The 23728-nt window shown below is 71.6% G+C and carries 23 protein-coding genes; 8 read left to right on the top strand and 15 right to left on the bottom strand.

The features are described from left to right. Window positions 1–171 precede the first annotated feature (171 nt). From ACF1AG_RS22580 to ACF1AG_RS22545, 8 genes are all read right to left on the bottom strand, one after another. Window positions 172–2712, bottom strand: coding sequence for an ATP-binding protein (locus tag ACF1AG_RS22580; protein ID WP_391810303.1), 2541 nt, complete (start codon window positions 2710–2712; stop codon window positions 172–174). A 12-nt stretch (window positions 2713–2724) separates the two neighbouring features. Next, window positions 2725–3408, bottom strand: coding sequence for a response regulator (locus ACF1AG_RS22575; RefSeq protein ID WP_191882575.1), 684 nt, complete (start codon window positions 3406–3408; stop codon window positions 2725–2727). A 117-nt stretch (window positions 3409–3525) separates the two neighbouring features. Beyond that, window positions 3526–4194, bottom strand: a complete 669-nt coding sequence (locus ACF1AG_RS22570; RefSeq protein ID WP_033274244.1) for a potassium-transporting ATPase subunit C — start codon at window positions 4192–4194, stop codon at window positions 3526–3528. A 5-nt stretch (window positions 4195–4199) separates the two neighbouring features. Continuing rightward, on the bottom strand, window positions 4200–6296 hold the full coding sequence (kdpB, locus tag ACF1AG_RS22565; RefSeq protein WP_033274245.1) for a potassium-transporting ATPase subunit KdpB: 2097 nt from the start codon (window positions 6294–6296) through the stop codon (window positions 4200–4202). A 32-nt stretch (window positions 6297–6328) separates the two neighbouring features. Continuing rightward, entirely contained in the window at window positions 6329–7990 is a 1662-nt protein-coding gene (gene kdpA, locus ACF1AG_RS22560) for a potassium-transporting ATPase subunit KdpA (protein ID WP_391810302.1), read from the bottom strand. Window positions 7991–7998: 8 nt separating this feature from the next. Then, the gene (kdpF, locus tag ACF1AG_RS22555; RefSeq protein WP_033274247.1) at window positions 7999–8088 is read right to left on the bottom strand and encodes a K(+)-transporting ATPase subunit F; all 90 of its coding nucleotides are present in this window, start codon (window positions 8086–8088) and stop codon (window positions 7999–8001) included. Next, the gene (locus tag ACF1AG_RS22550) at window positions 8085–8207 is read right to left on the bottom strand and encodes a hypothetical protein (protein ID WP_261674463.1); all 123 of its coding nucleotides are present in this window, start codon (window positions 8205–8207) and stop codon (window positions 8085–8087) included. Before ACF1AG_RS22550 ends, kdpF begins: the two co-directional genes overlap by 4 nt. A gap of 422 nt (window positions 8208–8629) precedes the next feature. Then, window positions 8630–9415 (bottom strand): ScbR family autoregulator-binding transcription factor, encoded by a 786-nt coding sequence (locus tag ACF1AG_RS22545; RefSeq protein WP_203551508.1) that lies wholly within the window; start codon window positions 9413–9415, stop codon window positions 8630–8632. 539 nt (window positions 9416–9954) lie between these two features. Between ACF1AG_RS22545 and ACF1AG_RS22540 the strand changes: the two genes are divergently transcribed. Further along, on the top strand, window positions 9955–10740 hold the full coding sequence (locus ACF1AG_RS22540; protein WP_033274248.1) for an HAD family phosphatase: 786 nt from the start codon (window positions 9955–9957) through the stop codon (window positions 10738–10740). Between the two features lie 126 nt (window positions 10741–10866). Here ACF1AG_RS22540 and ACF1AG_RS22535 read toward each other — a convergent pair whose 3' ends face one another. Then, window positions 10867–11772 carry a pyridoxamine 5'-phosphate oxidase family protein gene (locus tag ACF1AG_RS22535; protein WP_033274249.1) on the bottom strand — a complete coding sequence of 302 codons (906 nt, stop codon included), beginning with the start codon at window positions 11770–11772 and terminating at the stop codon, window positions 10867–10869. A 281-nt stretch (window positions 11773–12053) separates the two neighbouring features. Between ACF1AG_RS22535 and ACF1AG_RS22530 the strand changes: the two genes are divergently transcribed. Together ACF1AG_RS22530 and ACF1AG_RS22525 are read left to right on the top strand one after the other, a co-directional pair. Beyond that, entirely contained in the window at window positions 12054–14384 is a 2331-nt protein-coding gene (locus ACF1AG_RS22530; protein ID WP_391810301.1) for a heavy metal translocating P-type ATPase, read from the top strand. Window positions 14385–14794: 410 nt separating this feature from the next. Continuing rightward, window positions 14795–15064, top strand: coding sequence for a hypothetical protein (locus ACF1AG_RS22525; RefSeq protein WP_191882572.1), 270 nt, complete (start codon window positions 14795–14797; stop codon window positions 15062–15064). Between the two features lie 55 nt (window positions 15065–15119). Here the strand turns inward: ACF1AG_RS22525 and ACF1AG_RS22520 are convergent, their stop codons facing one another. Further along, window positions 15120–15764 carry a CBS domain-containing protein gene (locus ACF1AG_RS22520; protein WP_391810300.1) on the bottom strand — a complete coding sequence of 215 codons (645 nt, stop codon included), beginning with the start codon at window positions 15762–15764 and terminating at the stop codon, window positions 15120–15122. A 447-nt stretch (window positions 15765–16211) separates the two neighbouring features. Between ACF1AG_RS22520 and ACF1AG_RS22515 the strand changes: the two genes are divergently transcribed. Both ACF1AG_RS22515 and ACF1AG_RS22510 read left to right on the top strand, forming a co-directional pair. Continuing rightward, window positions 16212–17093, top strand: coding sequence for a universal stress protein (locus ACF1AG_RS22515; protein ID WP_387797979.1), 882 nt, complete (start codon window positions 16212–16214; stop codon window positions 17091–17093). Window positions 17094–17211: 118 nt separating this feature from the next. Continuing rightward, window positions 17212–17493, top strand: coding sequence for a metal-sensitive transcriptional regulator (locus ACF1AG_RS22510; RefSeq protein ID WP_033274251.1), 282 nt, complete (start codon window positions 17212–17214; stop codon window positions 17491–17493). Window positions 17494–17601: 108 nt separating this feature from the next. Here ACF1AG_RS22510 and ACF1AG_RS22505 read toward each other — a convergent pair whose 3' ends face one another. The 4 genes from ACF1AG_RS22505 to ACF1AG_RS22490 form a co-directional block, all read right to left on the bottom strand. After that, window positions 17602–18177 carry a rhodanese-like domain-containing protein gene (locus tag ACF1AG_RS22505; RefSeq protein ID WP_391810299.1) on the bottom strand — a complete coding sequence of 192 codons (576 nt, stop codon included), beginning with the start codon at window positions 18175–18177 and terminating at the stop codon, window positions 17602–17604. A 135-nt stretch (window positions 18178–18312) separates the two neighbouring features. Then, the gene (locus ACF1AG_RS22500; RefSeq protein ID WP_033274253.1) at window positions 18313–19056 is read right to left on the bottom strand and encodes a sulfite exporter TauE/SafE family protein; all 744 of its coding nucleotides are present in this window, start codon (window positions 19054–19056) and stop codon (window positions 18313–18315) included. Then, the gene (locus tag ACF1AG_RS22495) at window positions 19053–19418 is read right to left on the bottom strand and encodes a rhodanese-like domain-containing protein (RefSeq protein WP_033274254.1); all 366 of its coding nucleotides are present in this window, start codon (window positions 19416–19418) and stop codon (window positions 19053–19055) included. The genes ACF1AG_RS22500 and ACF1AG_RS22495 overlap by 4 nt, the downstream gene beginning before the upstream one ends. Window positions 19419–19465: 47 nt before the next feature. Continuing rightward, the gene (locus ACF1AG_RS22490; RefSeq protein WP_391810298.1) at window positions 19466–20830 is read right to left on the bottom strand and encodes a rhodanese-like domain-containing protein; all 1365 of its coding nucleotides are present in this window, start codon (window positions 20828–20830) and stop codon (window positions 19466–19468) included. Between the two features lie 186 nt (window positions 20831–21016). Here ACF1AG_RS22490 and ACF1AG_RS22485 point away from each other — a divergent pair, with 186 nt between their 5' ends. From ACF1AG_RS22485 to ACF1AG_RS22475, 3 genes are all read left to right on the top strand, one after another. Continuing rightward, window positions 21017–21412, top strand: a complete 396-nt coding sequence (locus ACF1AG_RS22485; RefSeq protein ID WP_387797973.1) for a DUF302 domain-containing protein — start codon at window positions 21017–21019, stop codon at window positions 21410–21412. Between the two features lie 299 nt (window positions 21413–21711). Further along, window positions 21712–22245 (top strand): DUF488 family protein, encoded by a 534-nt coding sequence (locus ACF1AG_RS22480; RefSeq protein ID WP_391810297.1) that lies wholly within the window; start codon window positions 21712–21714, stop codon window positions 22243–22245. A gap of 1 nt (window position 22246) precedes the next feature. Further along, window positions 22247–22555, top strand: coding sequence for an MGMT family protein (locus ACF1AG_RS22475; protein ID WP_391810296.1), 309 nt, complete (start codon window positions 22247–22249; stop codon window positions 22553–22555). Between the two features lie 125 nt (window positions 22556–22680). Here ACF1AG_RS22475 and ACF1AG_RS22470 read toward each other — a convergent pair whose 3' ends face one another. Further along, window positions 22681–23679, bottom strand: coding sequence for a hypothetical protein (locus tag ACF1AG_RS22470; RefSeq protein ID WP_033274257.1), 999 nt, complete (start codon window positions 23677–23679; stop codon window positions 22681–22683). Window positions 23680–23728 lie beyond the last annotated feature (49 nt).

The raw sequence follows: 23728 nt of genomic DNA, 5'->3' as shown, positions 1-23728 counted from the left end.
GCCCCGACGTGTTCGGGGGCGCCGGCCGGGATCATGCGCCCCGGCGTCGCGGTACTGCCGTGTCCGTCGTCATGGCCAGGATCCACGTCACCTCAACCCTGCCGGCTCCGGCTGGACACCTGTCGTGGCGGGAGACACGTCGAGGTGGGGCGATCGGAGATCATGAGCACGTCAGGCCGGCGCCTCCGAACGGCCCGGCTGCCGCGCACCCCGCCGCGATGCCGTCGGCAGGGCGAGGACCATGGTCAGGCCCCCACCGGGTGTGTCCTCGGCGTGCAGGCTGCCGCCGATGGCCTCGGCGAAGCCACGTGCGACCGCGAGGCCGAGGCCGACGCCGTTGCCGCGGGGCGTGTCTCCGTAGCGCTGGAAGGGCTCGAAGATCCGGGGCTTCGCTTCGTCCGGGACACCAGGGCCGCGGTCGACGACCCGGACCTCCACCCGGTCGGCCATGGCGCTGGCGGCGACCAGCACACGCTCCCCCGGCGGTGCGTACTTCACCGCGTTCTCGACGACATTGGCGACCGAACGTTCCAGCAGGCCGCGGTCGACGTCCACCATGGGCAGGGATTCGGGGATGTCCAGGTCCACGCTGTCCTCGGGAACGCCGCCGAGCGCCATCGGAATGACCTCGTCCAGGTCGGTCTCCCGGATGATCGGGGTGACCGTGCCGGTCTGGAGACGGGACATGTCGAGCAGGTTGCCGACCAGGTGGTCGAGGCGGTCGGCGCCTTCCTCGACGGCCTCCAGCAGCTCCGCCTCGTCCGCCTCGGACCATGCGACGTCGGCGGAGCGCAGTGAGGTGACGGCGGCCTTGATACCGGCCAGGGGGGTGCGCAGGTCATGGCTGACGGCGGCGAGGAGGGCGGTGCGGATGCGGTTGCCCTCGGCAAGTTGCTTGGCCCGGTCGGCCTCCTGCCGCAGGCGCCGGCGGTCCACGGTCACCGCCGCCTGGGCGGCGAAGGCGGCCAGCACCCGACGGTCCTCGGCCGGCAGGACGCGGCCGGACAGGGCCAGGGCCATGTGGTCGCCGACCGGCACGTCGACGTCCGCCTCGTCGGGTGTGGCACAGGGGCGTGGGCCCGCGTAGCCGACACAGGTCCAGGGTGCCACGTCGCTCTCCCGCTCCAGCAGCGCCACCGATTCCATGCCGAAGGTCTCGCGGACCCGTTGCAGCAGTTCGTCGAGACTCGTTTCGCCGCGCAGGACGCTGCCGGCGAGGAAGGAGAGGATCTCCGACTCGGCGCGCAGCCGGGCGGCCTGGTGGGTGCGGCGTGCCGCGAGGTCCACCACGGACGCCACGGACACGGCCACCCCGACGAAGACGAGAATGGCGAGGATGTTCTTCGGGTCGGCGACGGTCAGGGTGCGCACGGGCGGAGTGAAGTACCAGTTGAGCAGCAGCGAACCGGCCATCGCGGAGGCGAGCGCCGGCCAGAGCCCGCCCAGCAGGGCTGCCGCCACCGTGAGCGTCAGGAGCAGCAGCATGTCGTTGGCGAGGCCGGCGTCGGGTACGGCTCCGGTGAGGAGAAGGGTGAGCAGGACAGGGCCGAGCACGCCGACCAGCCACGCACTGAGTACCCGGGATCGCCCGAGGTGTGCCCGGCGCGCCACCGGCAGTCCGCGGCCCTTGCCCGTCTCGTCGTGCGTGACGAGGTGGACATCGAGGTCGGGACCGGAGTCACGGGCGACCGTGGCGCCGACGCCCGGCCCGAGGACGTACTGCCAGCTCCTGCGCCGGGAGGAACCGAGGACGATCTGGGTGGCGTTCGCTCCGCGGGCGAAGTCGAGGAGGGCGGCCGGTATGTCGTCGCCGACGACATGGTGGAAGGTGCCGCCGAGGTCCTCGACCAGGGTGCGCTGGAGGGCCAGCTCGCTCGGTGAGGCGGCGGTGAGTCCGTCGCTGCGGGAGATGTACACGGCCATGACCTGGCCGCCCGCGCCCTTCCCGGCCAGCCGGACGGCGCGCCGGATCAGGGTGCGTCCCTCCGGGCCGCCGGTCAGACCGACCACGATCCGCTCGCGGGAGCCCCAGACGGCCGAGACCTGGTGCTCGCTGCGGTATTCGGTCAGGTAGGTGTCGACCCGCTCGGCCACCCACAGGAGGGCGAGTTCACGCAACGCGGTGAGGTTGCCGGGACGGAAGTAGTTGGACAGGGCCGCGTCGACCTTGCCCGGCGTGTAGATGTTGCCGTGCGCCATGCGGCGGCGCAGCGCCTGTGGCGACATGTCGACCAGCTCTATCTGGTCGGCGCGCCGGACTACCTCGTCGGGAACGGTCTCGCGCTGCCGCACCCCGGTGATCGACTCGACCACGTCGCCCAGCGACTCGAGGTGCTGGATGTTGACGGTCGAGACCACGTCGATGCCGGCGGCGAGCAGTTCCTCGACGTCCTGCCAGCGCTTGGCGTTGCGGGAGCCCGGCACGTTGGTGTGGGCCAGCTCGTCGACCAGGGCCACCCTCGGGGCGCGGCGCAGGACGGCGTCCACGTCCATCTCGGTGAACGTGGCGCCCCGGTACCCGAGCTCCCTGCGGGGCACCTGTTCGAGGCCGTGGAGCATCACCTCGGTGCGCGGCCGATGGTGGTGCTCCACGAAAGCGACCACGCAGTCGGTACCGCGTTCGATGCGGCGGTGCGCCTCCGACAGCATCGCGTAGGTCTTGCCGACGCCGGGTGCCGCGCCGAGGTAGATCCGGAGCTTGCCGCGTGCCATGTCGTCCCTCGGTCATGCCTCGAAGCGGCAGCCCATGCCGGGCTCGGTGATCAGCTGGCGGGGATGGGAAGGGTCCTTCTCCAGTTTGCGACGCAACTGGGCCATGTAGACACGCAGGTAGTCGGTCCTGTCGTGCCGTGAGATGCCCCAGACCTCGTGGAGGAGGTGCTGCTGGGTGAAGAGCCGGCGCGGATGGCTGACCAGGATCTCCAGCAGATGCCACTCGGTCGGGGTGAGCCGCACGTCCCGCTCGCCTGTCACGACCTTCTTGGCGAGCAGGTCGTTGACGAAGTCGGCCGTTTCGACCAGCGAGGTCTTCCGGGCGAGTGGGAGGTCCTCCGCGCGCCGGACGGCGGCCCGCAGCCGGGCCAGCAGCTCGTCCATGCCGAAGGGCTTGGTGATGCAGTCGTCGGCGCCGGCGTCCAGGGCCGACACCTTCTCAGCGGACGACTGCCGGGCGGACAGGACCAGAATCGGTGCCCGGGGCCAGCCCCGCAGTCCTCTGATGACGTCGACGCCGTCCCTGTCGGGCAGCCCCAGGTCGAGCAGCACGGCGTCGGGCGGACGCGCCGAGGCGAGCCGCAGTGCCGTGGCCCCGTCGGGTGCGGTGTCCACGTCGTAGTGAAGCGCCTGCAGGTTGATCACCAGGACCCGCGCGAGCTGCGGGGCGTCCTCCACCACGAGCATCCGGGTCATGGATGTGCGCCCTCCTGTCGTACGTCGGGCCGTGGGTGCCGGCGGGAAGGCCGACGCGCACGGCGCTGTCGGAGCCGGCGGCAGCGGGGGTTCGGCGCCGCCGGCTCCGCCGAGCCCTCACCTCTTGGCAAGGAGTGCCTTGAGGGCGGTGTTGAGCTCCAGGACGTTCACGCGGGGCTCGCCCATGAAGCCGAGGGTGCGGCCCTCGGTGTGCTCGTCGACGAGCGACTGCACCTCGGCGACGGGCAGGCCGTTCCTCTCGGCGATCCGGTGGACCTGGAGGTGCGCGTACTGCGGGGAGATGTCCGGGTCCAGTCCGGAGCCGGAGGAGGTGACCGCGTCGGCGGGCACCTCGGACGGATCGATCGTGTGGCCGGCGGTGGAGTTGACCTTCACGACGGCGGCCTTGGCGTCCTTCACCCATTGGACGAGCTCTTCGTTGTCGCCGGACCGGTTCGTCGCGCCGGACAGGATGAGCTTGTACTGGGTGTTGACGCTGTTGGTGCCCAGGCCGTTCTGCGGGCGGCCCTGGAACCATGTGAGGTCGGGCGCCGGGGTCTCCTCACCCTTGCCCGGCGGCAGGTTGTAGGGCTGCCCTATGAGGGACGAGCCGACGACCTTGCCGTCCGCCGTGATGTCGGAGCCGTTCGCCTTGTGGTTGAACAGCCCTTGTGCGATGCCGGTGATCACCAGCGGGTAGAGGACACCGGTCACCAGGGTCAGCACGAGCAGTGCCCGCAGGCCCGCCCCGAGCAACCGTGCGGTGTTCGTCAGGGAGTTGGTCATGGCGATCAGCCGATTCCGGGGATGAGGGAGACGAGCATGTCAATGATCTTGATGCCGACGAACGGCGCGATCAGGCCGCCGAGGCCGTAGACGGCGAGGTTGCGGCGCAGCAGCGTGTCGGCGCTGCCCGGCCGGTACCGCACGCCCCTGAGGGCCAGCGGGACCAGCGCGATGATGACGAGGGCGTTGAAGATCACCGCGGACAGGATCGCCGAGTCCGGCGAGGACAGGCCCATGATGTTGAGCTTGTCCAGGCCCGGGTGGACGGCCGCGAACAGTGCCGGAATGATCGCGAAGTACTTCGCGACGTCGTTGGCGACGGAGAACGTCGTCAGCGCACCGCGCGTGATCAGCAGTTGCTTGCCGATCTCCACGATGTCGATGAGTTTGGTCGGGTCGGAGTCGAGGTCGACCATGTTGCCGGCCTCCTTGGCGGCCGACGTACCGGTGTTCATCGCGACGCCGACGTCCGCCTGGGCGAGGGCCGGCGCGTCGTTCGTCCCGTCACCGGTCATCGCGACCAGCTTGCCGCCCGCCTGCTCCCGCTTGATCAGTGCCATCTTGTCCTCGGGAGTCGCCTCGGCGAGGAAGTCGTCGACGCCCGCCTCCTCGGCGATCGCCTTGGCCGTCAGCGGGTTGTCGCCGGTGATCATGACGGTCCTGATGCCCATGCGGCGAAGCTCCTGGAACCGCTCCCGAATGCCGTGCTTGACGACGTCCTTGAGGTGGATGACACCCAGGACACGGGCGCCGTCGGTGTCCTCGACGGCGACCAGCAGCGGGGTGCCGCCGGCCTCCGAGATGCGGTCGGCGACGGTGGCGGCGTCCTCGGTGACCTGGCCGCCGCGTTCCTCGACCCAGGCGATGACCGCACCGGCCGCGCCCTTGCGGATGCTGCGGCCGTCGAGGTCCACACCCGACATGCGGGTCTGCGCGCTGAACTCGGTCCACCGGGCGCCCACCAGCTCGCCCTGGTGCCGCTCGCGCAGCCCGTACCTCTCCTTGGCGAGCACGACGACCGAGCGGCCCTCGGGCGTCTCGTCGGCCAGCGACGACAGCTGTGCGGCATCGGCGACCTCGGCCTCGGTCGTCCCGCGCACCGGCACGAACTCGGACGCCTGCCGGTTGCCGAGGGTGATGGTGCCGGTCTTGTCGAGCAACAACGTGGAGACGTCACCGGCCGCCTCGACCGCACGGCCCGACATGGCCAGTACGTTGCGCTGCACCAGACGATCCATGCCCGCGATGCCGATCGCGGAGAGCAGCGCTCCGATCGTGGTCGGGATCAGACAGACCAGCAGGGCCACCAGCACGACCATGCTCAGCGCGGAGCCCGCGTAGTCGGCGAACGGCGGCAGGGTGGCCACCGCGAGCAGGAAGGCGACCGTCAGCGACGCGAGCAGGATGTTCAGCGCGATCTCGTTGGGCGTCTTCTGCCGGGCCGCCCCCTCCACCAGGCCGATCATCCGGTCGATGAAGGTCTCCCCCGGCTTCGTCGTGATCCTGACGACGATCCGGTCGGACAGCACCTTCGTGCCTCCGGTGACGGCGCTGCGGTCACCGCCGGACTCACGGATGACGGGCGCCGACTCACCGGTGATCGCCGACTCGTCGACGCTCGCGACCCCTTCGACGACGTCGCCGTCGCCGGGGATCACGTCTCCGGTCTCGCAGACGACCAGGTCGCCGATCCTCAGACGGGTACCCGGCACGCGCTCCTCCGGCCCGCCGTCCCCTCCCAGTCGACGCGCCACGGTGCCGGTCCTGGCCTTGCGCAGGGTGTCCGCCTGCGCCTTGCCGCGGCCCTCGGCGACCGCCTCCGCCAGATTCGCGAAGATGACGGTGAGCCACAGCCAGGCGCTGATCGTCCAGCCGAACCAGTCGCCCGGGTCGGTGAAGGAGAAGACCGTCGTCAGGACGGAGCCCACGAGGACCACGAACATCACGGGGGACGTGACCATCACCCGGGGATCGAGCTTGCGGAACGCGTCGGGCAGCGACTTCAGCACCTGCCCCGGGTCGAACAGGCCTGCGCCGGTGCGGCCTTCGGGGTGGTGACCCGTCGGCGCGCCACGGTGGGGCGCCACGGTGGAAGTGGACATGGAGTCCTCTGATTTCTGAGTGCGGACGGTCATCACGCCAGCCCTTCGGCGAGCGGACCCAGCGCGAGAGCGGGGAAGTACGTGAGGCCGGTGATGATCAGGACGGCGCCCACCAGCAGCCCGGCGAACAGCGGCTTCCCGGTACGCAGCGTGCCCGCGGTGACCGGTACCGGCGTCTGCCGGGCCAGCGAGCCGGCCAGCGCGAGGACGAAGATCATCGGCACGAAGCGGCCGAGCAGCATCGCGATGCCGAGGGTGGTGTTGAACCACTGGGTGTCCGCGTTCAGGCCGGCGAAGGCCGAACCGTTGTTGTTGGAGGCCGACGTGTAGGCGTACAGGATCTCGGAGAACCCGTGCGCGCCGCTGTTGGTCATCGAGTGGCCAGGGGTGGGCAGGGCCATGGCCGCGGCGGTGAGGACCAGCACGAGTGCCGGGGTGACCAGGATGTACAGGGCCGCCTGCTTGATCTCGCGGGTGCCGATCTTCTTGCCCAGGTATTCGGGCGTGCGGCCGACCATCAGGCCGGCGATGAACACCGCGATGACCGCCATGACCAGCATGCCGTAGAGGCCGGAGCCCACACCGCCGGGCGCGATCTCGCCCAGCATCATGCCGAGCAGGGTGATGCCGCCCCCCAGGCCGGTGAAGGAGGAGTGGAAGGAGTCCACCGCGCCGGTGGACGTGAGCGTGGTCGACACCGCGAAGAGGGACGATCCACCGATCCCGAACCGGACCTCCTTGCCCTCCATCGCCCCGTTCGCCAGCTCGAACGCGGGGCCCTGGTGGGAGAACTCAGCCCACATCATCAGCGAGACGAATCCCAGCCAGATCGTGCCCATCGCGGCGAGGATCGCGTATCCCTGCCTCACCGAGCCCACCATGACGCCGAAGGTGCGGGGCAGGGCGAACGGGATGACCAGGATCAGGAAGATCTCGAACAGGTTGGAGAACGGGGTGGGGTTCTCGAAGGGGTGGGCGGAGTTGGCGTTGAAGTAGCCACCGCCGTTGGTGCCGAGTTCCTTGATGGCTTCCTGCGAGGCGACCGCGCCTCCGTTCCACTCCTGCGAGCCGCCCGTGAACTGGCCGACCGTGTGGATGCCGGAGAAGTTCTGGATGACGCCGCAGGCGACCAGCACGATCGCGGCGACGAACGCCAGCGGCACCAGGATGCGCACGACACCACGCACCAGGTCGGCCCAGAAGTTGCCCAGCTCACCGGAGCGCGACCGTGCGAAGCCGCGCACCAGTGCCACCGCGACGGCCATGCCGACGGCCGCGGAGACGAAGTTCTGCACGGCCAGACCGGCGGTCTGCACGACGTGGCCCATGGCCTGCTCGCCGTAGTACGACTGCCAGTTCGTGTTCGTCACGAACGACACGGCCGTGTTGAACGCCTGGTCGGGATCGATCGAGGCGAAACCGAGCGAGCCGGGCAGAACACCCTGGAGCCTCTGGAGGGCGTAGAGGAGGAGGACGCCGGCCAGGGAGAAGACGAGGACACCGCGCAGATACGCGGGCCAGCGCATCTCCGTGTCCGGGTCGGCGCCGATGCCCTTGTAGATCCACCTCTCGACGCGCAGGTGCCGCTGGGAGGAGTAGACCCTGGCCACATAGGTGCCGAGGGGGATGTGGACGAGCGCCAGAGCGCCGGTCAAGGCGAGCAGTTGAAGCACGCCGGCGGTTACGGGACCCATGCTGTGGCTCAGAACCTCTCCGGGAAGAGCAGAGCGAATACGAGATAGCCCAGCAGGGTGACGGCCACGACCAGGCCGACGACGTTCTCGGCGGTCACAGCTTCGTCACCCCCTTGGCGGTGAAGGCCACCAGCGCGAAACCCGCGAGCGCGGTGACGACGAAGGCCAGATCGGCCATCGCGCACTCCTGAAGTCGGTCGAACGGAACGGACAACAAGAGGAAAACGCCTCCGCGGTCTGATCGCGGCAGGCGTTGACGGCTCCCTGACGGCATCGCGGAGCATCTTGACGGAACGCATACGCCGCCCGTCCCTACCCGCAAGTGACGGACCGACGTGCAGGTGAGACGCCTCACAGCAGCCGGGACCGCGCCCCGGCCACCGCGGCTGCAACGCGACCGGGGTGCAGAGGGGCAGCGGCTACCGGCAGGACCTGTTCGCCTGCCCGGCGGAGCCCGAGCATCCGCACGTCGGGTTGATGACGTGACTCGTCCGCGGTGGCCGGGGCGTCACGGTGCGGGATGCCGCGACGCCGGGCGGCCAGAAGACTCCCGGCACCGGACAGAGGACCCATGGGGGGCGGAACCCGGTGTTTCGGCGCTCATGACCGGGCCGCGTCACCTGCCGCCGCACGGCGGCGTCACGTTCGGCCGCACCCCGCCGGGCCCCGGTCGCCGACCGAGCCGGCGGGGCCGGCCGGGGGGCGGTTCGACTGGTGTTCCACAGCTCGGACGGCCGGCTTTCGGTCGCTGGTGGCAGGCGCCCCCGGGGGCGGGCGGTTGTCGACGGACGGCGTGGCGGCTGCCGGGCGCGTCGGGACCTGACCGGACCGGACGTCCCGTTGGAGGGCGGGCAGCGTCAACTGCCACCAGTCGGAGAGGCGGCCGGTGAGCGCGTGGGAACCCTCCAGTGCCTCCGTCAGGGTGCAGAACCCGTAGAAGGCCCGGACCAGGGTGCGGGCGGTGGCGGCCGGGCGGACACCGGCGGGCAGGGACCCCTCGGCCCGGGCCTGGGCGAGCAGGCGTGTGGCCGCGGCCGTCCAGAGGACGAAGGGGTCGGGAAGATCCACGTTGATGGTGTGGCGCTCGGCCCAGAGGCGGGCACCCGCACGGGTCAGGGAGTCCTCGGCGAGAGCGCGGGCGACGTCGTAGCTCAGTGCGACGAGGCGCTCCAGGGGCGGCACGCTCGGGTCGTCGTACCGGGATACGAGGCTCGGCCAGGTCGCGAAGCCGTCCCGGACGACCGCCTGGGCGATGCCTTCCTTGCTGGCGTAATGGAAGTACACGGATCCGCTGGTCCGTCCCGACCGGGCGCTTATGTCGTTGACGCTCGTGCCTGCGTAGCCCTGCTGGGCGAAGAGGCAGGCGGCTGCCTCCAGGAGTGATCTGCGGGTTGCTCTGGCCCGTTCCTGCAAGATCTCGCGCACCTCGTTCGGCTCCGTAGTGAACGGCCCACAATGTAGTGCGCCCGCGTACGCCTGGAGCGATGAACTGTCAGTCTCACGCAGCGATTGCGGTATTTCTTTCGAATCTGAACACCAAAGAGTGGATATTGCCTTCCGGAGTGCCGCTCCTGGTTCGCTCATTCTCTTTTCCGTCGCATACCGAGGCGTGGTTCTCGCCGTACGCATATGCCGCAACTCGCTTTGCCCGCAGTGGGGATGACGCTGCACGAACAGCGTGTGAGTGGCGGGCCGGGGCAGGCGCTTACACCCTGATCGCCCGCGGGGCGAGTACTCGAAACGGTGATTGCGCCGCTTTTCGAGAGGTAAATATCGTAGCCATTGCAATGTTTTACCTTTGCGGCTGATGCCCCGAAATACGAGTCGTCCTGGCCGGTGATTTCCCGAAGCGCATCGGTCCTCCTCGCGCCCCGTCGTCGCGTGGCCTCCGCCGCCTCACCCACGTAGTCGCGCGCTCCCGCGACTCGTGTGCCCACTCCCGCCCTCTCGTCCAGGAGGCCACCATGACGCCACCCCTTCGAACCCTGTCGAACTGGTCACCCGAGGCCGTTGTCTTCGACTGCGACGGCACGCTGATGGACACCGAACGGCATTGGCAGGACGCGCGGAACCGCGCTTTCCGTGAGTTCGGTCTCCTGCCTCCGCCGGGCTTCGCCGAACGCGCCAAAGGCGTGCACTACGTCGACTGCGGCCGCCTGATGGCCGAGGAGACCAACAAACCCGAGCTGGCGGCGGACCTCACCACGGCGCTCCTCGCACAGTTCATGTCTCTCGTGGCGGAGGACCCGCTCACGATGCCGGGTGCAAGTGAAATGGTGCGCCTCCTGTCCGGGCGGCTGCCGCTGGCCGTGGCCAGCAACTGCCCGCTCGAAGTGGTGGAGGAGAGCCTCGGCCGCGCCGGGCTGCGCCGCCACTTCCACCACATCGTCGTGCCCGAGGTGCCGCCGGGGGATCGCGGCGGGCGCGATCCCGGGAAGGACGCCGGGCGACCGCAGGCGGTACGGCCGAAGCCATGGCCGGACGTGTACACCACGGCGGCACGTCTGTGCGGAGCCCGCCCGGAAACCGCCCTGGCCGTCGAGGACTCCCTCACAGGCATCGAGTCGGCTTGGCGTGCCGGTCTGCGGATCCTCGGCGTGGGACCGCTGCCCGACGGCGGGAACACCGGGCATGCGGATGCCTGGGTACCGGCCCTGGACCGCCCGGAGGTGCTCGGGTGGGTACGGAACTGGCGGCCTGCCTCGTCACCGGGCGCCGAGAGCGATCACGACCGTAACCGTCCGCTCTGACCGACCGACCGGGATTCGTCCCCGGCTCGGCCGGGCACCAGGTGTCCGGGGTCCCGCTCCGCCGCCCGGTTGCCGGGGCGTCCTGGACACCGTGGCCACCTCTCCCGGACCGGTGCTCGTGGGCGCCTACCGGTCGGCGGGAGTGATGCGCTTGCCCGTGACGCGCGTGGGCCGGATCGCCACCCAGACATCCCGCGTACCGCCCGCCCACGGTTCTGTGTGGGCGCGCCGGGTGAGTTCACGCACGGTGCCGGGTTCGGTGACGACGCTCGCGGGACCGACGGCGAGGACGCTCCACCCGCGGCTCAGCGCTTCGTCGACGTGGTCGACCTCGAAGGCGACCTCGGTGCCGGCCGCGGCCGCCGGCACGGAGCCGGACTTGGTACGGAAGACGATCTCGTCGTCCACGACCTCGTAGTTGACCGGGACGACCGCGGGATGTCCGCCGGACGCCGTCACGGCGATACGCCCGACGCCATGGGTGGACAGCAGGCGTCGGCATTCCTCCGGGCCGAGGTCCCGCAACTGCGGACGCAGCAGGGCGTGCCCCTGCCCGGGTGGCAGATCGACACCCGCTCCGCGCAGCGCAGTGACGGTGGTGCCCAGTGCGGCGGCCAGCGCCAGGAGGGTCGCCGTGCTCGGGTCGGCCGATTGTTCCTCCAGGTACGCCAGGTACCGCGGGGAGATGCGGGCCCGGCGCGCCGTCTCCTCCCGGCTCAGTCCCTGCCTGCGGCGTTCGACGGCCACGCGCCGGCCGATGTCGCCCGGATTCGGTTCCTCCGGCACCGGGCCGGTCGCGGCCGGCGGGGCGGGCACGTCAGCGGTATCGGCCTGTCCGTGCTCGGCGTCGAGGTGCTGGATGTGCGCGTCGGGGCCCGGGAACACGAGGGTGATGTCGTCCGTGTCGGACCAGCGCACGTCGTAGGGAGGCGTTCCGTCGTCGTGGTGCAGTCCGACGATCTCGCCGTCGCGCCTGACGACGCCGGTCGCCGGGCTCTCCACGACGAGCCGGTCGCCAAGGTGAGCTCGCATGACCGCTGCCCTCTCCTCGGAATGCCGCTGTATCCAACGTGCCACGGTCGGCACCCCACCGCACGGCGCGACCGGATCGGACCGGACGGTTGCCCGGCCACCCGCGCGGCCACCCGTCGGGCCGTCGCAGCCTGCCCCGCACACCGGACCGCGGACGACCGGACGCGTGCGCGACGCCCCGCGGGCCCTCGCCACGGCACCGGGCATCCCTGGCACCATCCCCGGCGCTGCGGTGTCATGGAAAGAGTCCAGCCTCCATGCCGGACGGACCGAGGTACGCGATGACCCGAAGTACGTTCACCGCATGGCTGCGCCGCCCGATGCCGGCGGCCGTGCGGCCGGGGCTCGAGCTCGTTCTGCTCGCCGTCACCACGGCGGCGCTGGCCGCCGGGGGCATCGCCCGGCTCGCCGGTGCCGCACCCCTGTCGGACCTCCTGTGGGCCCTGGGCACCGTTTCCGCGATCGTCCCCGCGGTGGTCTGGGTGCTCGCCGCTCTGCGTCGCGGGCACGCGGGAGTGGATCTCATCGCCGTGCTCGCCCTGGGCGGCACCCTGGCCGTCCACGAATACCTGGCCGGTGCCCTGATCGGGTTCATGCTCGCCACCGGGCGCACCCTGGAGGCCGCGGCCCAGCGGCGGGCCTCCCGCGATCTGCGTGCCCTGCTGGAACACGCGCCGCGTTCCGCGCGCCGCCGCACCGGCACCGACGTGGCCACGGTCCCGCTGGCCGACGTCGTCGCCGGTGATCTCCTCGTCGTCGGTCCGGGAGAGGTGGTCCCGGTCGACGGACGGGTGGAAAGTGCCGCCGCCGTCCTCGACGAATCGGTGCTCACCGGTGAGTCCGCCCAGGTCGAGCGGGCCCAGGGCGAGACGGTGCGCAGCGGGGCGGTCAACGCGTCGGACGCGTTCGATCTGCGGGCCACGGCCACCGAGGAGGACAGCACCTATGCCGGGATCGTGCGGCTGGCACGGCAGGCAGGCGCCGAGTCCGCGCCCGTCGTGCGCCTGGCGGACCGTTACGCCGCCTGGTTCCTGCCCCTGTCGCTCGCCGTCGCGGGGCTGGCCTGGCTGGCCAGCGGCTCCGCGGTGCGCGCGGTCGCCGTCCTGGTGGTCGCCACTCCCTGCCCGCTGCTCCTGGCGGCCCCGGTCGCCGTCGTCTCCGGCCTGTCCCGGGCGTCACGACTCGGCGTCGTCATCCGTGACGGCGGCGCGCTGGAGAATCTCGGCCGGGCCCGCACCCTGCTGCTGGACAAGACCGGCACCCTCACCGGAGGGCGCCCCCGCGTCGTCGACGTGGCCGCCGCTCCCGACACCCGCCCCACCGAGGTGCTCCGGCTGGCGGCCTCGCTCGACCAGTACTCGCCGCACGTGCTGGCCCGGGCCATCGTCGACGCGGCCGTGGAGCGAGGACTGGCGCTGTCGGTCCCGTCCGGCGTCACAGAGGAAGCGGGCCGGGGCGCCACCGGCACCGTGGACGGGCACCGGGTCTTCATCGGCCGTACGGATTCCGCGGACGCGCAGCCGGCCTGGGCCGGGGCGGTCGACAACCGCGCCCTCCTCGACGGAGCGGCCGTCGCCTGGCTCACCGTCGACGGAGTCCTCGCCGGGGCCGTCCTTTTGCGCGACCCCGTCCGCCACGACGCGCCGCGCACCCTGCGCGACCTGCGCACGGCGGGCATCGAACGTCTGCTGATGCTCACCGGCGACCGGGCCGCGTCCGCCCGTGAGGTGGCCGCCGTCCTCGGTCTGGACGACGTGCGCGCCGAACTCGATCCGGCCGGGAAGGTCGCCGTCGTGCGTGCCGAACGGGAACGCGCCGTCACCGTCATGGTCGGCGACGGGGTCAACGACGCCCCCGCGCTCGCCGCGTCCGACATCGGCGTCGCCATGGGCGCTCACGGCTCCACCGCCTCCTCCGAGGCCGCCGACATCGTTCTGACCACCGATCGCCTCGACCGTCTGGCCGACGCCGTCGTCATCGCCCAGCGCGCCCGGCGCATCGCGGTGCAGAGCGCTCTCGGCGGGATGCTGCTGTCCCTGGCCGCCATGGCCGTGGCCGCCTTCGGCCTGCTCCCGCCCGCGGTCGGCGCCCTGCTCCAGGAGGGCATCGACGTCGCCGTCATCCTCAACGCCCTGCGTGCCCTGAGCGGAGGGCCGGCCGCGCGGCCGGCCCTGACCCCCGCCGCCGAGGCACTCGTGCGCCGCTTCGCCGCCGAGCACGACGACCTGCAGGACGTCCTCGAATCCGTACGCGACGCCGCCGACCGCCTGTCCGACAGTCCCGGCCCCGAGGCCCTGGCGGCCGTCGAGGAGACCCAACGGCTCCTGACGCAGCGGCTGCTCCCGCACGAGTACGCCGAGGAGCACGAGCTGTATCCCGCCCTCGCGCCGACACTCGGCGGCCCCGAGGCCACCGCCACCATGAGCCGCGCCCACACCGAGATCGAACGCCTCTCCCGCCGCGTCGCCACCCACGTCCGGCTGGCCCACGCGAACGGCGGCCTCTCCCCCGAACAACTCGACGACCTGCGCTCCTGTCTCTACGGCCTGAACACCGTGCTACGCCTGCATTTCGCCCAGGAGGAGGAGAGCTACTTCTCCCTCGCCCCGTGAAGGACGGCCCGGGAAGGGCGCGGGCGCCCCGGGCTGCTGAGGCGGAAAGCGGACGGCTGCCTGCCACTCACCCGGTGTGGGTGCGCTTCCCGGTCGGCGCGTACACGCACACGCCGGGGCACCGCGCAGCCGGTGCGTGCAGGACGGCGCGGCGGGCTGTCGAGGGCGGGGAGGCGGCGGGTGCCCTCCGGCTCGGTGATTTGCCCTTCACACTGCCGGCAGGGGTGCATCCCCGTCGGCGGAGACGGTCGGACGAGCCGGGGACGGCCGGGGCCGGGCAGCCAGGGAAGGAAGGTGCGACACCTGGGTCCCGTCCGCGCCACCCCCGTGTATGACCGCACGGTACCGCGGGTACCCGGTCCACCCGAGTTTCGTACCGACGGAACACTCCCTACGAGGAGATGACCCGGATGCTCATACTCGGACTGCTCCTCGCCGGAGCCGTAGGGGCCTTCACCGGCCTGGTGATCGCCGGCAACCTCTCCGGTGGCCCTCAGTACACCGTGTCCGTACTCGGCCAGGACATCGCGACCATGAACACGCTGGCCGTCTTCTGCGCAGGGCTGGCCCTCGGCCTCCTCTTCTGCCTGGGCCTGGCCGCGGTGGCGAGCTCCGTGGTTCGTCGCCGCCACGGCCGCCCTCGCACATACCCGGCACACTCCCGTCGAACGCCCGAGTGAGCGGCACCGGAGAGGATCTCTGGCCGGCGGTGACCCCGCCCTGTCGTCGGCGTGCCTAGTCGGCCCGGCCCCCGGAAAGGTGGGCGTCCACGTCGACGACCCCTTCGAGGCCCTGGCACAGGCCGACGATCACCGGGACGAGACGCGTCTGCGGCACCTGTCCTCGAAGGGTGACGACACCGTCCCGGGCTTCGACGGTGACGCTGCCCTCGTCCAGGCCGAGCACGCGCCCCAGGATGTCCTGCTCCACCTGACCGCGGATCTCGGCGTCCGGGCGGATGAAGACGTCGAGGAGGTCGCTGCGGGTGACGATGCCGGTGAGGAGCCCGTCGGTGTCGACCACCGGCAGCTGCTTCACGTGCCGCCTGCGCAGTTCCCGCGCGGCCCGGGGGATCGTCCAGTCGGCGCGGGCGGTGAAGACGGGGCTGCTCATGAGTTCGCCCGCGGTCTGTGCCCGGGCCTTGCTCCAGACGTGCTCGCCGGTACCGCCCCGCCCTTGCGGATCAGGCGTGCCGGTCTCGTGCCGCAGCACGTCGGACGCGGACACGACGCCGACGAGATCGCCCGCGTCGTCGACGACCGGTGCCGCGACGATGTCGTTCGCGTCCAGCAGGGCGGCTGCCTCGTGGAGCGGTGTGGTGGGGCGAAGGGTGACGACCTCCTCGGTCATCACGTCTCCGACGGTGTGGCGGTGCAGCATGACGTCAGTCTCCTCGTCCGCATCACGACGAGCGGCTGTGGCCGGACCGCCCGCGCGGACCACGTGCGATGCGTCGACCCGTACCCGCCGTCTCCCCACCCATGACAACACCGCGCCGCTCAGGCGACCAGTGCGGTTCGGCCCGGCGGAGCGGCCGGACGGTTCCGAGGCGCCGGCAACGCGACCTCGTCCGGGAGACGCCGCATCGACCGCAGCCGACGGCCGGATGGTGGTCGTCGGTGTGGACGGTCGGCGTCGAGTCCGACAGCGGTGGAGGCCCGACGCGGAAGACCCGACCGCGCGAGGCCGTCCCGGCCCGCTCAGCGTGCCAGGACAGGGCCCAGTGGGCCGGTTCCGGGCCGGTCGGCCCTGGCCGGGGTGATCGCGTGCCGGGAGGGTGGAACCGACGCGCCGCACTTCCGCGGCCTGTCCCGGAGGGAGAGTCCAGTGAGTGATCCGGTGATCGTAGGGGTGGACGGTTCGGCGTCCAGTCTCACCGCGGTCGATGTCGCGGCCCGCGAGGCACACCTGCGCGGCACATCGCTGCGCATCGTCCACGCCATCGGCAGCCCGTCCGCACACCTGCCGCCCGGCGCGGCACCATGGAGCCCGGCCGATCACGGCCTGGAGGCGATGGTGCACGGGCTGCCGGCCCGCGCCGAAGAGCGGGCGCACGCGGTCGCGCCGGGCCTCGAGATCACTCGCTCGGTGGTGACCGGTGACGCGATCGAGGTCCTGCGGATCGAGTCGCGATCAGCCGCGCTGACCGTGGTCGGCAGTCGCGGCCTGACGGGCTTCTCCGGGCTGCTGCTCGGCTCGACGGCCGTGCATCTGGCCGCGCACGGCCATGGCCCGCTCATGGTGGTGCGCGGCCGTCCGGCCCCGGCCGGCCCCGTGCTGTGCGCCGTGGACGGGTCCCCTGCCGGGGAGCGGGCGGTGGACTTCGCGTTCGCCGAGGCCGCGCTGCGCGGTGCCCCGCTGGTGGCGCTGCACGTGTGGAACTCCTGGAGCGCACGCGCCTACGAGGGACCCGGCGATCCGCTGGCCGCGGTGGTGGCGGACGCCGACCGGCTGCGGGAGGCCGAGCAGCGGCTTCTCGACCGGGCCGTCGCCGGCGGGCAGAAGACCTACCCGCAGGTCACCGTGGAACGGCGCCTGGTGCGGTCGCGGATCCGCACCGCGCTGATCGACGCCAGCCGGGAGGCCCAAGTGGTGGTGGCCGGAGCCCGGGGCAACGGCGGCTTCACCGGCCTGCTCCTGGGATCGGTCAGCCAGGCGCTGCTGCACCACGCCCACTGCCCCGTCACCGTCGTCCGCGGCACGGAGTGACCCGGCTGATCGGCAGGGAGGGCAGCGACACTTCGGCGAAGGGGGATTTTCCTTCGCCCGGTCGGGGTTAACACCTTCGATACGATACCCAACGGGGTATCTCGAAGGAGTGTGGGTTGTGGAGCTGGCGATGGCGGCTGAGGAACTCAAGACGGCGCTCAACCGGCTGCGCCGGGCGCAGGGTCAGATCGCGGGTGTCATCAAGATGATCGAGGACGGACGTGACTGCGAGGACGTCGTCACCCAGCTCGCGGCGGCGTCCAGGGCCTTGGACAAGGCCGGTTTCGCGATCATCGCCACAGGGCTGCAGCACTGTCTGACCGATGCGGACATGGCCGCTTCCGGTGACCGGGAGCAGATGCGTACGCGGCTGGAGAAGCTGTTCCTGTCCCTGGCCTGAGCCGGTGCCCGCGGTACCGGCTCATCCGCCCGTTCACGGCAGGTGAGCCCATGCTGCGGCATGCGGAAGGGGAGGGACCCGGAGCCGGGTCCCTCCCCTTCGTCGTGTTCAGCGGTTGCGCAGCGCGGCCAACGTCTTGTCGAGGTCGGCCGCCCGGGGACGGTTGTGGGGGAGCCTGGCGAGCAGGGCGGCCAAGCCGCAGGTGTTGGTCAGGGCGGAGAAGACCAGGCCGGCCGCGATGCCCGCGGAGAGGAGCTGGAAGGCCGGGTGTACGACGAGCCCCAGCAGCAGGCCGAGCAGCACGATCACTCCTGCGGTGAGCCGCACCTGCCGCTCCATTCCCCAGGAGGTACGGGACGAGCCCTGGGGGTGGTGGAGTTCGTGGCCGTCGGCCGCCCAGGCGCCGGTGCCTCCCGACAGGGTGGCGGCGGTGACACCGTTCTCCGCCAGGATCTTGCAGGCGTTCTCGGAGCGGGCGCCCGAGGCGCAGACGACCAGGACGTCGCCGTGTCCGGCGGCGTGACGGATGTCGGGCAGGGCGCGCCGGATCTGGTCGAGGGGGATGTTGAGCGCGCCGGGGAGATGACCGCCGGCGTATTCGCCCGGGGTTCGCACGTCGATGACGGTCAGTTCGTGCAGGCGCGTGCGTGCCTCGTCGGTGGCGAGGGACGTGGGTGTGGTCATGGCAGATGTCATCCTTGCGTGTCGGAGTGTGGTGGGCTTGATCTCAGGGGAGCCGGCCCGAAGGCGGCCTTGAGATGCGCGAGGGGCTGGAGAAGGTGTCCTGGTCCCTGGTCCAGCCGTTGGCGGCACTGGCGTTCAGACGATGACGTCGACGAGCATGAAGGCCGCCACCGCCAGCAGGACGCCGGCGAAGGTTTTCTGAAGGGTGGCGCCGGAGAGCTTCGTCGCGAGCCGTTTGCCGTCCCAGGCGCCGAGGATCGCCGCGCCGGTGAAGGGGCCGATGATCTCCCAGTGGAGCCCGCCGGTGGTGCCGGTGCGAGCGGCAAGCGCGGCGAGTGAGTTCACGGTGATGACGAGCAGGCTGGTGCCCACCGCCCGGCGCATGGCCAGCCCCAGGACACTCACCAGTGCGGGCACGGCGAGGAATCCCCCTCCGACCCCCAGGAAGCCTGTCACGGCGCCGAGTCCGGCACCGGCGCCGGCCGCCTTGCCGGGACGGATCCGGTCCGGCGGCAGGGACGGGGAGGGCCGCAGCATACGCAGGGCCGCCAGCGTGGCGACGACCGCGAAGGCCGCCGTCAGTACCGCTTCGGGCAGGCGTCCGGCGGCAGCGCCGGCGAGGAAGGCGGGGACGATGCCCGCCGCGGCGAACAGCGCCCCCGTCTTCCATGCCACGTTTCCGTCGCGGGTGTGGGCGTACAGGGCCGTGGCGGAGGTGGCGGCGACGATGATCAGGCTGGCGGTGGTGGCGGCGGCCGGAGTGAAGCCGAGCAGGTAGATCAGTGCAGGCACGGCCAGGACGCTGCCGCCTCCGCCGAGCGCTCCGAGGGCGAGACCGATGACGGCCCCGGCGATGAGGGCGAGGACGAGTACGGTCACGCTGTTCGGCCGTTGTTCCCGCGTTCGTCCACGACCGGGTGCCCGGCGGCGGCCCACGCGTTCATGCCGCCCTCGACGTCCACCGCCCGCGCTCCGCGTTCGGCGAGAAGACGCGCGGCCTGTGAGGAGCGGCGACCGCTGCGGCAGATCACCACCAGCGGACGGCCCTGCGCCTCGGCCGGCAGCGTGGTGCCGAGGAGGAGTTCCGTCAGCGGCACGTGGACGGCGCCCGGGGCGTGCCCCGCGGTCCACTCGGGCTCTTCGCGGACGTCCAGCAGGACCGCGTCGGCCTGTTCGCCGTGGGTACGGCTGCGTGCTTCGTCGACCGTGACCCGGTGCCCGTTCCGGACAGTGAGGGGCATCACGTGCTTCCTTCCTTGTGCTTCCATGCGAGGGGTAGCGGCCGGGATCAGCCGGAGATCAGGGACAGTCCGGCTTCCGTCGCGGCGTCGAAGCCGTCGTCGACGGCGACCACATCGCGGCCGGCGGCATCCAGCAGGGAGGCGGCGATCGCCGCGCGCATTCCGCCCGCGCAGTGCACCCACACCGTGCCGTCCGGCACCTCGCCGATGCGCCCGTGCAGTGCGTGGACCGGGATGTGGACCGAGCCGTCGATGTGGCCGCCCGCGCGCTCCGAGTCCCGGCGCACGTCCAGGACGACCACGTCGTCGCCGCGTCGGCGGGCGTCGGCGAGGTCGGCGAAGCGGGCCCGCGGGAAGGAGACGAGGTGCTCGCCTTGCCGGACCCAGCCGGCCGGGTCGCCGGTGGCGGCGGCGGCCGGGCGGTCGATGCCCACCCGCGCCAGCTCCCGCTGCGCGTCGGCGACCTGCTCGGGGGCCTCGGCCAGCAGGGTGACGGGCTTGCCCCAAGGGATCAGCCAGGCCAGGTAGGTGGCGAGCTTGCCCTCGCCCTCGAAATTGAACGACCCGGCCACATGCCCCTCGGCGAAGGCCATGCGGCTGCGCAGGTCCACGACCCACTCGCCGGCGGCCAGCCGGGACGAGATCTCGCCTGCGTCCGCTCGCCCGGGCGGGGTCAGGTCGACGGGGGCGGGGCCCGCGGCGTTGGCCGGTCCCATGTGCGCGTAGTAGGCGGGCACGTCCTCCAGCCCGGCGAGCATCCGCTGAACGAAGGTGTCCACGTCCAGGGTGAACGCGTCGTTGCTGGTGCGTTCCTTGCCGATCGTGCTCGCGTCCCCGTCGGCCTGGGCGGAGGAGCAGAAGCTGCCGAACCCGTGGGTGGGCAGCACCGGCACGTCGTCGTCCAGCTCGGCGGCCAGCCGGTGGGCGGAGGCGTGCTGGGCCCGGGCCAGCTGCTCGGTCAGCCGGGGCTCCACCAGGTCGGGGCGGCCCACCGTGCCGATCAGCAGCGATCCGCCGGTGAACGCGGCCACACCGCGTCCGTCCTCCTCCAGGACGTAGGAGGTGTGGTGCGGGGTGTGACCGGGCGTGGCGATCGCACGCAGGACCAGGCCCGCGTCCACGTCCTCGGTGTCGCCGTCGGCGACCGGGGTGCGGGCGAAGGAGACGTGCGCCGCAGCCGGTACCAGATAGGCGGCGCCGGTGACACGGGCCAGCTCCAGACCACCGGTGACGTAGTCGTTGTGCACGTGGGTCTCCGCCACGTACGCGATGCGTACCCCGCGCCTGGCGGCGGCGGCGATCACCTGGTCGATGTCGCGCGGCGGATCGATGACCACCGCGGCAGCGGCTCCGCCGGCCAGGTAGCTGCGGTTGCCCAGGCCCTCGAACTCGAGGGTGTCCACGAAGAACACGGCTACGGCTCCTCCACAAGAGACTATGTACCCCGGGGGGTATTCGACACCTACCTTAACAGGGGTACCCCAGGGGGTATTCCTGGGTGCGTGTCCGCCACCGCCCGCTGCGGCATTGCGCCTGCTGCGGCGGGTACCCGGTGGGGCTGTCAAGGAGTCGACGTTTCACCGAAGGAGCAGCGCACTGTGTCCTACGACCGCACCGTCCGCATGGCCGAGGCCGACTTCGACACCGCCACCGCCGCCGTCCGCCAAGCCCTGGCCGACCAGGGGTTCGGCATCCTCACCGAGATCGACGTCCGGGCCACACTGAGGGCCAAGCTCGGCCACGACATGGAGGACTACCTCATCCTGGGCGCCTGCAGCCCGCCGCTCGCCCACCAGGCCCTGGAGGCCGACCGTTCCATCGGTCTGCTCCTGCCGTGCAACGTCGTCGTCCGCCGCGACGGCGACCACACACTCGTCCAGGCCCTCGACCCGGGCACGATGGTCACCCTCACCGGCCTGGATGCCCTGAAGCCCGTCGCCGACGAAGCCACGGCACGACTCGACGCCGCGCTCAGCGCGCTCAGCGCCGCCTGACCCCTCCCCGGCTCAGCGTCTGCCCGCCCGGGCACGCGGCGCCGCAGTCCCCCTCCCGGCCGGTGCCGCCTGGCCCCGCCGCACCCGGTCCAGCCGGACGAGGGCTCGCCGACGCCCGGCCGCGGAAGGCGACCCCGCGGCGCGAGACGCAAGAGCGAAGAGTCCGACCACGTTGCCGTGGGACGGGGAAAGCACACTGGAGGAGAGCTGATGCCGTCGGCTTTCGCGCCCGCCCACGTGGGCAGCCCTCCGCGGCCCGGAGAGCGGGACGAGCCGTGACGGCGTGACACGGAGATGTGATGGCGAACCGCGTGCACACCATCGGGCATTCGACCCGCACCTTCGACGAGGTGCTGTCGATGCTGCGGAAACACGACGTCACCGACCTGGTGGACGTCCGTTCCTATCCGGCCTCGCGCACGTTCCCGCAGTGGAACCAGGAGGCCGTCATCGAGAATCTCCCACCGGACATCCACTATCGGTGGATCCGGGAGCTGGGCGGCAGGCGTCACACCCCGAAGGGCGTCGAGAGCGTCAACACCGCGTGGCGGGTGAAGGCGTTCCGGGACTATGCCGACCACATGATGAGCGGCGAGTTCGCGAAAGGGCTGGATGAGCTGCTCGACCTCGCCGCGCACGGGCGGCCGGTGATCATGTGCAGTGAGGCCGTGCCGTGGCGCTGCCACCGCAGACTCGTCACCGACGCGCTGCTCGTCGCGGGCGTCGAGGTCGTCCACATCATGTCCGCCACAGTGACGAAGCCGGCCCTCCTGAACGAGAACGCGGACGTTCACCATGGCCGCATCACCTACCCTGCGCCCCGGGGTGCGTGAGATGAGTACGGACATCGTCGCGGAGGTCCGCGCGGAGGTCGCAGCCATCCCGGCAGGCAGCGTCGCTTCCTACGGCGACATCGCGGAACGGATCGGAACGAGCCCCCGGCAGGTGGGGCGTGCGATGAGTCTGCTCGACGAAGGCGTGCCCTGGTGGCGCGTGGTCCACGCCGACGGGACGCCCGCGACGTGCCACCAGGGTCAGGCGCCTCGGCTGCTGGCCGACGAGGGGATTCCGATGCGCGGCACACGAGTGGACATGCGACGCGCACGGCACCGCAGAGAGGGGCCCGTCCCGCCGTCGTCGTGATCTCCGACCCGCACGGGAAGGGCCCTTCGCAACGGCATTCCGGCGCCGTCCCGGCCCGCCGGTCGGGCCGGTCGGGCCGGTCAGGCCGGTCAGGCCGGTCAGGCCGGTCAGGCCGGTCAGGCCGGTCAGGACGTCGTGGCGCGGGCCAGGGCGATGGCGCCCGACAGCCGCTCCCCCGCCTCGTACACCATGTACGGCACGCCGCCGTCGGTGCCGAACGACGGCGAGGCCGCGCGTCCGTTCTCCGGCGCCGCGCCGCCCGAGGCGTAGAACACGCCGAGGTGGTCGCGGCGGGAGAAATCGCTGCCCACCTCGGTGATCAGGATGTCGCCGCCGCTGCCCTTGTCGGTGTTGTAGACGACGTACGCGCTGCCGCCGCGGGTGAGCAGGTGCGGTCCGCCGACGTTCACCGCGCCGACAGCGGCGTGGTCGATCAGGGGCCGGTCGGAGAACTCCCAGGTGCGCCCGTCGGGTGACCAGCCCCAGCCGATGTCCCGGTGGTCGGCGGTGGTGTTCCACATGAACAGCATCACGTAGCGGGCGCCGCGCGCGGGCAGATCGTGCCGGAAGACCCGGGCGTAGGAGGTCTCGGTGGTGCCCGCCGGCATCATCGACGTGCTGAGGACCGTCTTGTCGTAGGTGAAGTGCACGCCGTCCTTGGAGCGGGCGAGGCGGGTGGTGGTGTTCTCGCCGTGGAAGTACAGCCACAGCTCACGGACGTCGGCGTTCCACAGCACGTGCGGTGAAGAGACGTGGCTGACCTTGTAGTGCGGGGACCAGGTGTTGCTCACGATCGGGTTGCCCGGGTACTCCGTGAACGGGCCCTCCAGGGAGTCCCCGTGGGCGAGGCAGATGCCGCCCGGCGCGTCGTGCGGGGCGTAGTACAGGTAGTACCGGCCGAGCGGGGCGCTCAGCTTGTCGTAGACCCCGCGCACGCACGGGAAGATGATCTCCCCGGTGGGGTTGTAGGAGAGCTGTCCGGCGGTGAGCAGGGTGCGGACGTGGCGGTAGTCGGGGAAGCCGCCGGGGGCGGCGGCGGCCTGGCCGGCGCCCTGCGCGCCGAAGGCGAACACGGCGCCGCCGGCGGTGGCGGTGCGCAGGAAGGTGCGGCGGTCGAACGTCATGGGGTCACGGCTCCTTCGGACGGGTGGCGGGGGTACGGATCGTGTGCGG

The sequence above is a fragment of the Streptomyces sp. NPDC014764 genome, from assembly GCF_043082785.1.
GTDB lineage: Bacteria > Actinomycetota > Actinomycetes > Streptomycetales > Streptomycetaceae > Streptomyces > Streptomyces althioticus.
This window is presented reverse-complemented; position numbering and strand designations above follow the sequence as displayed.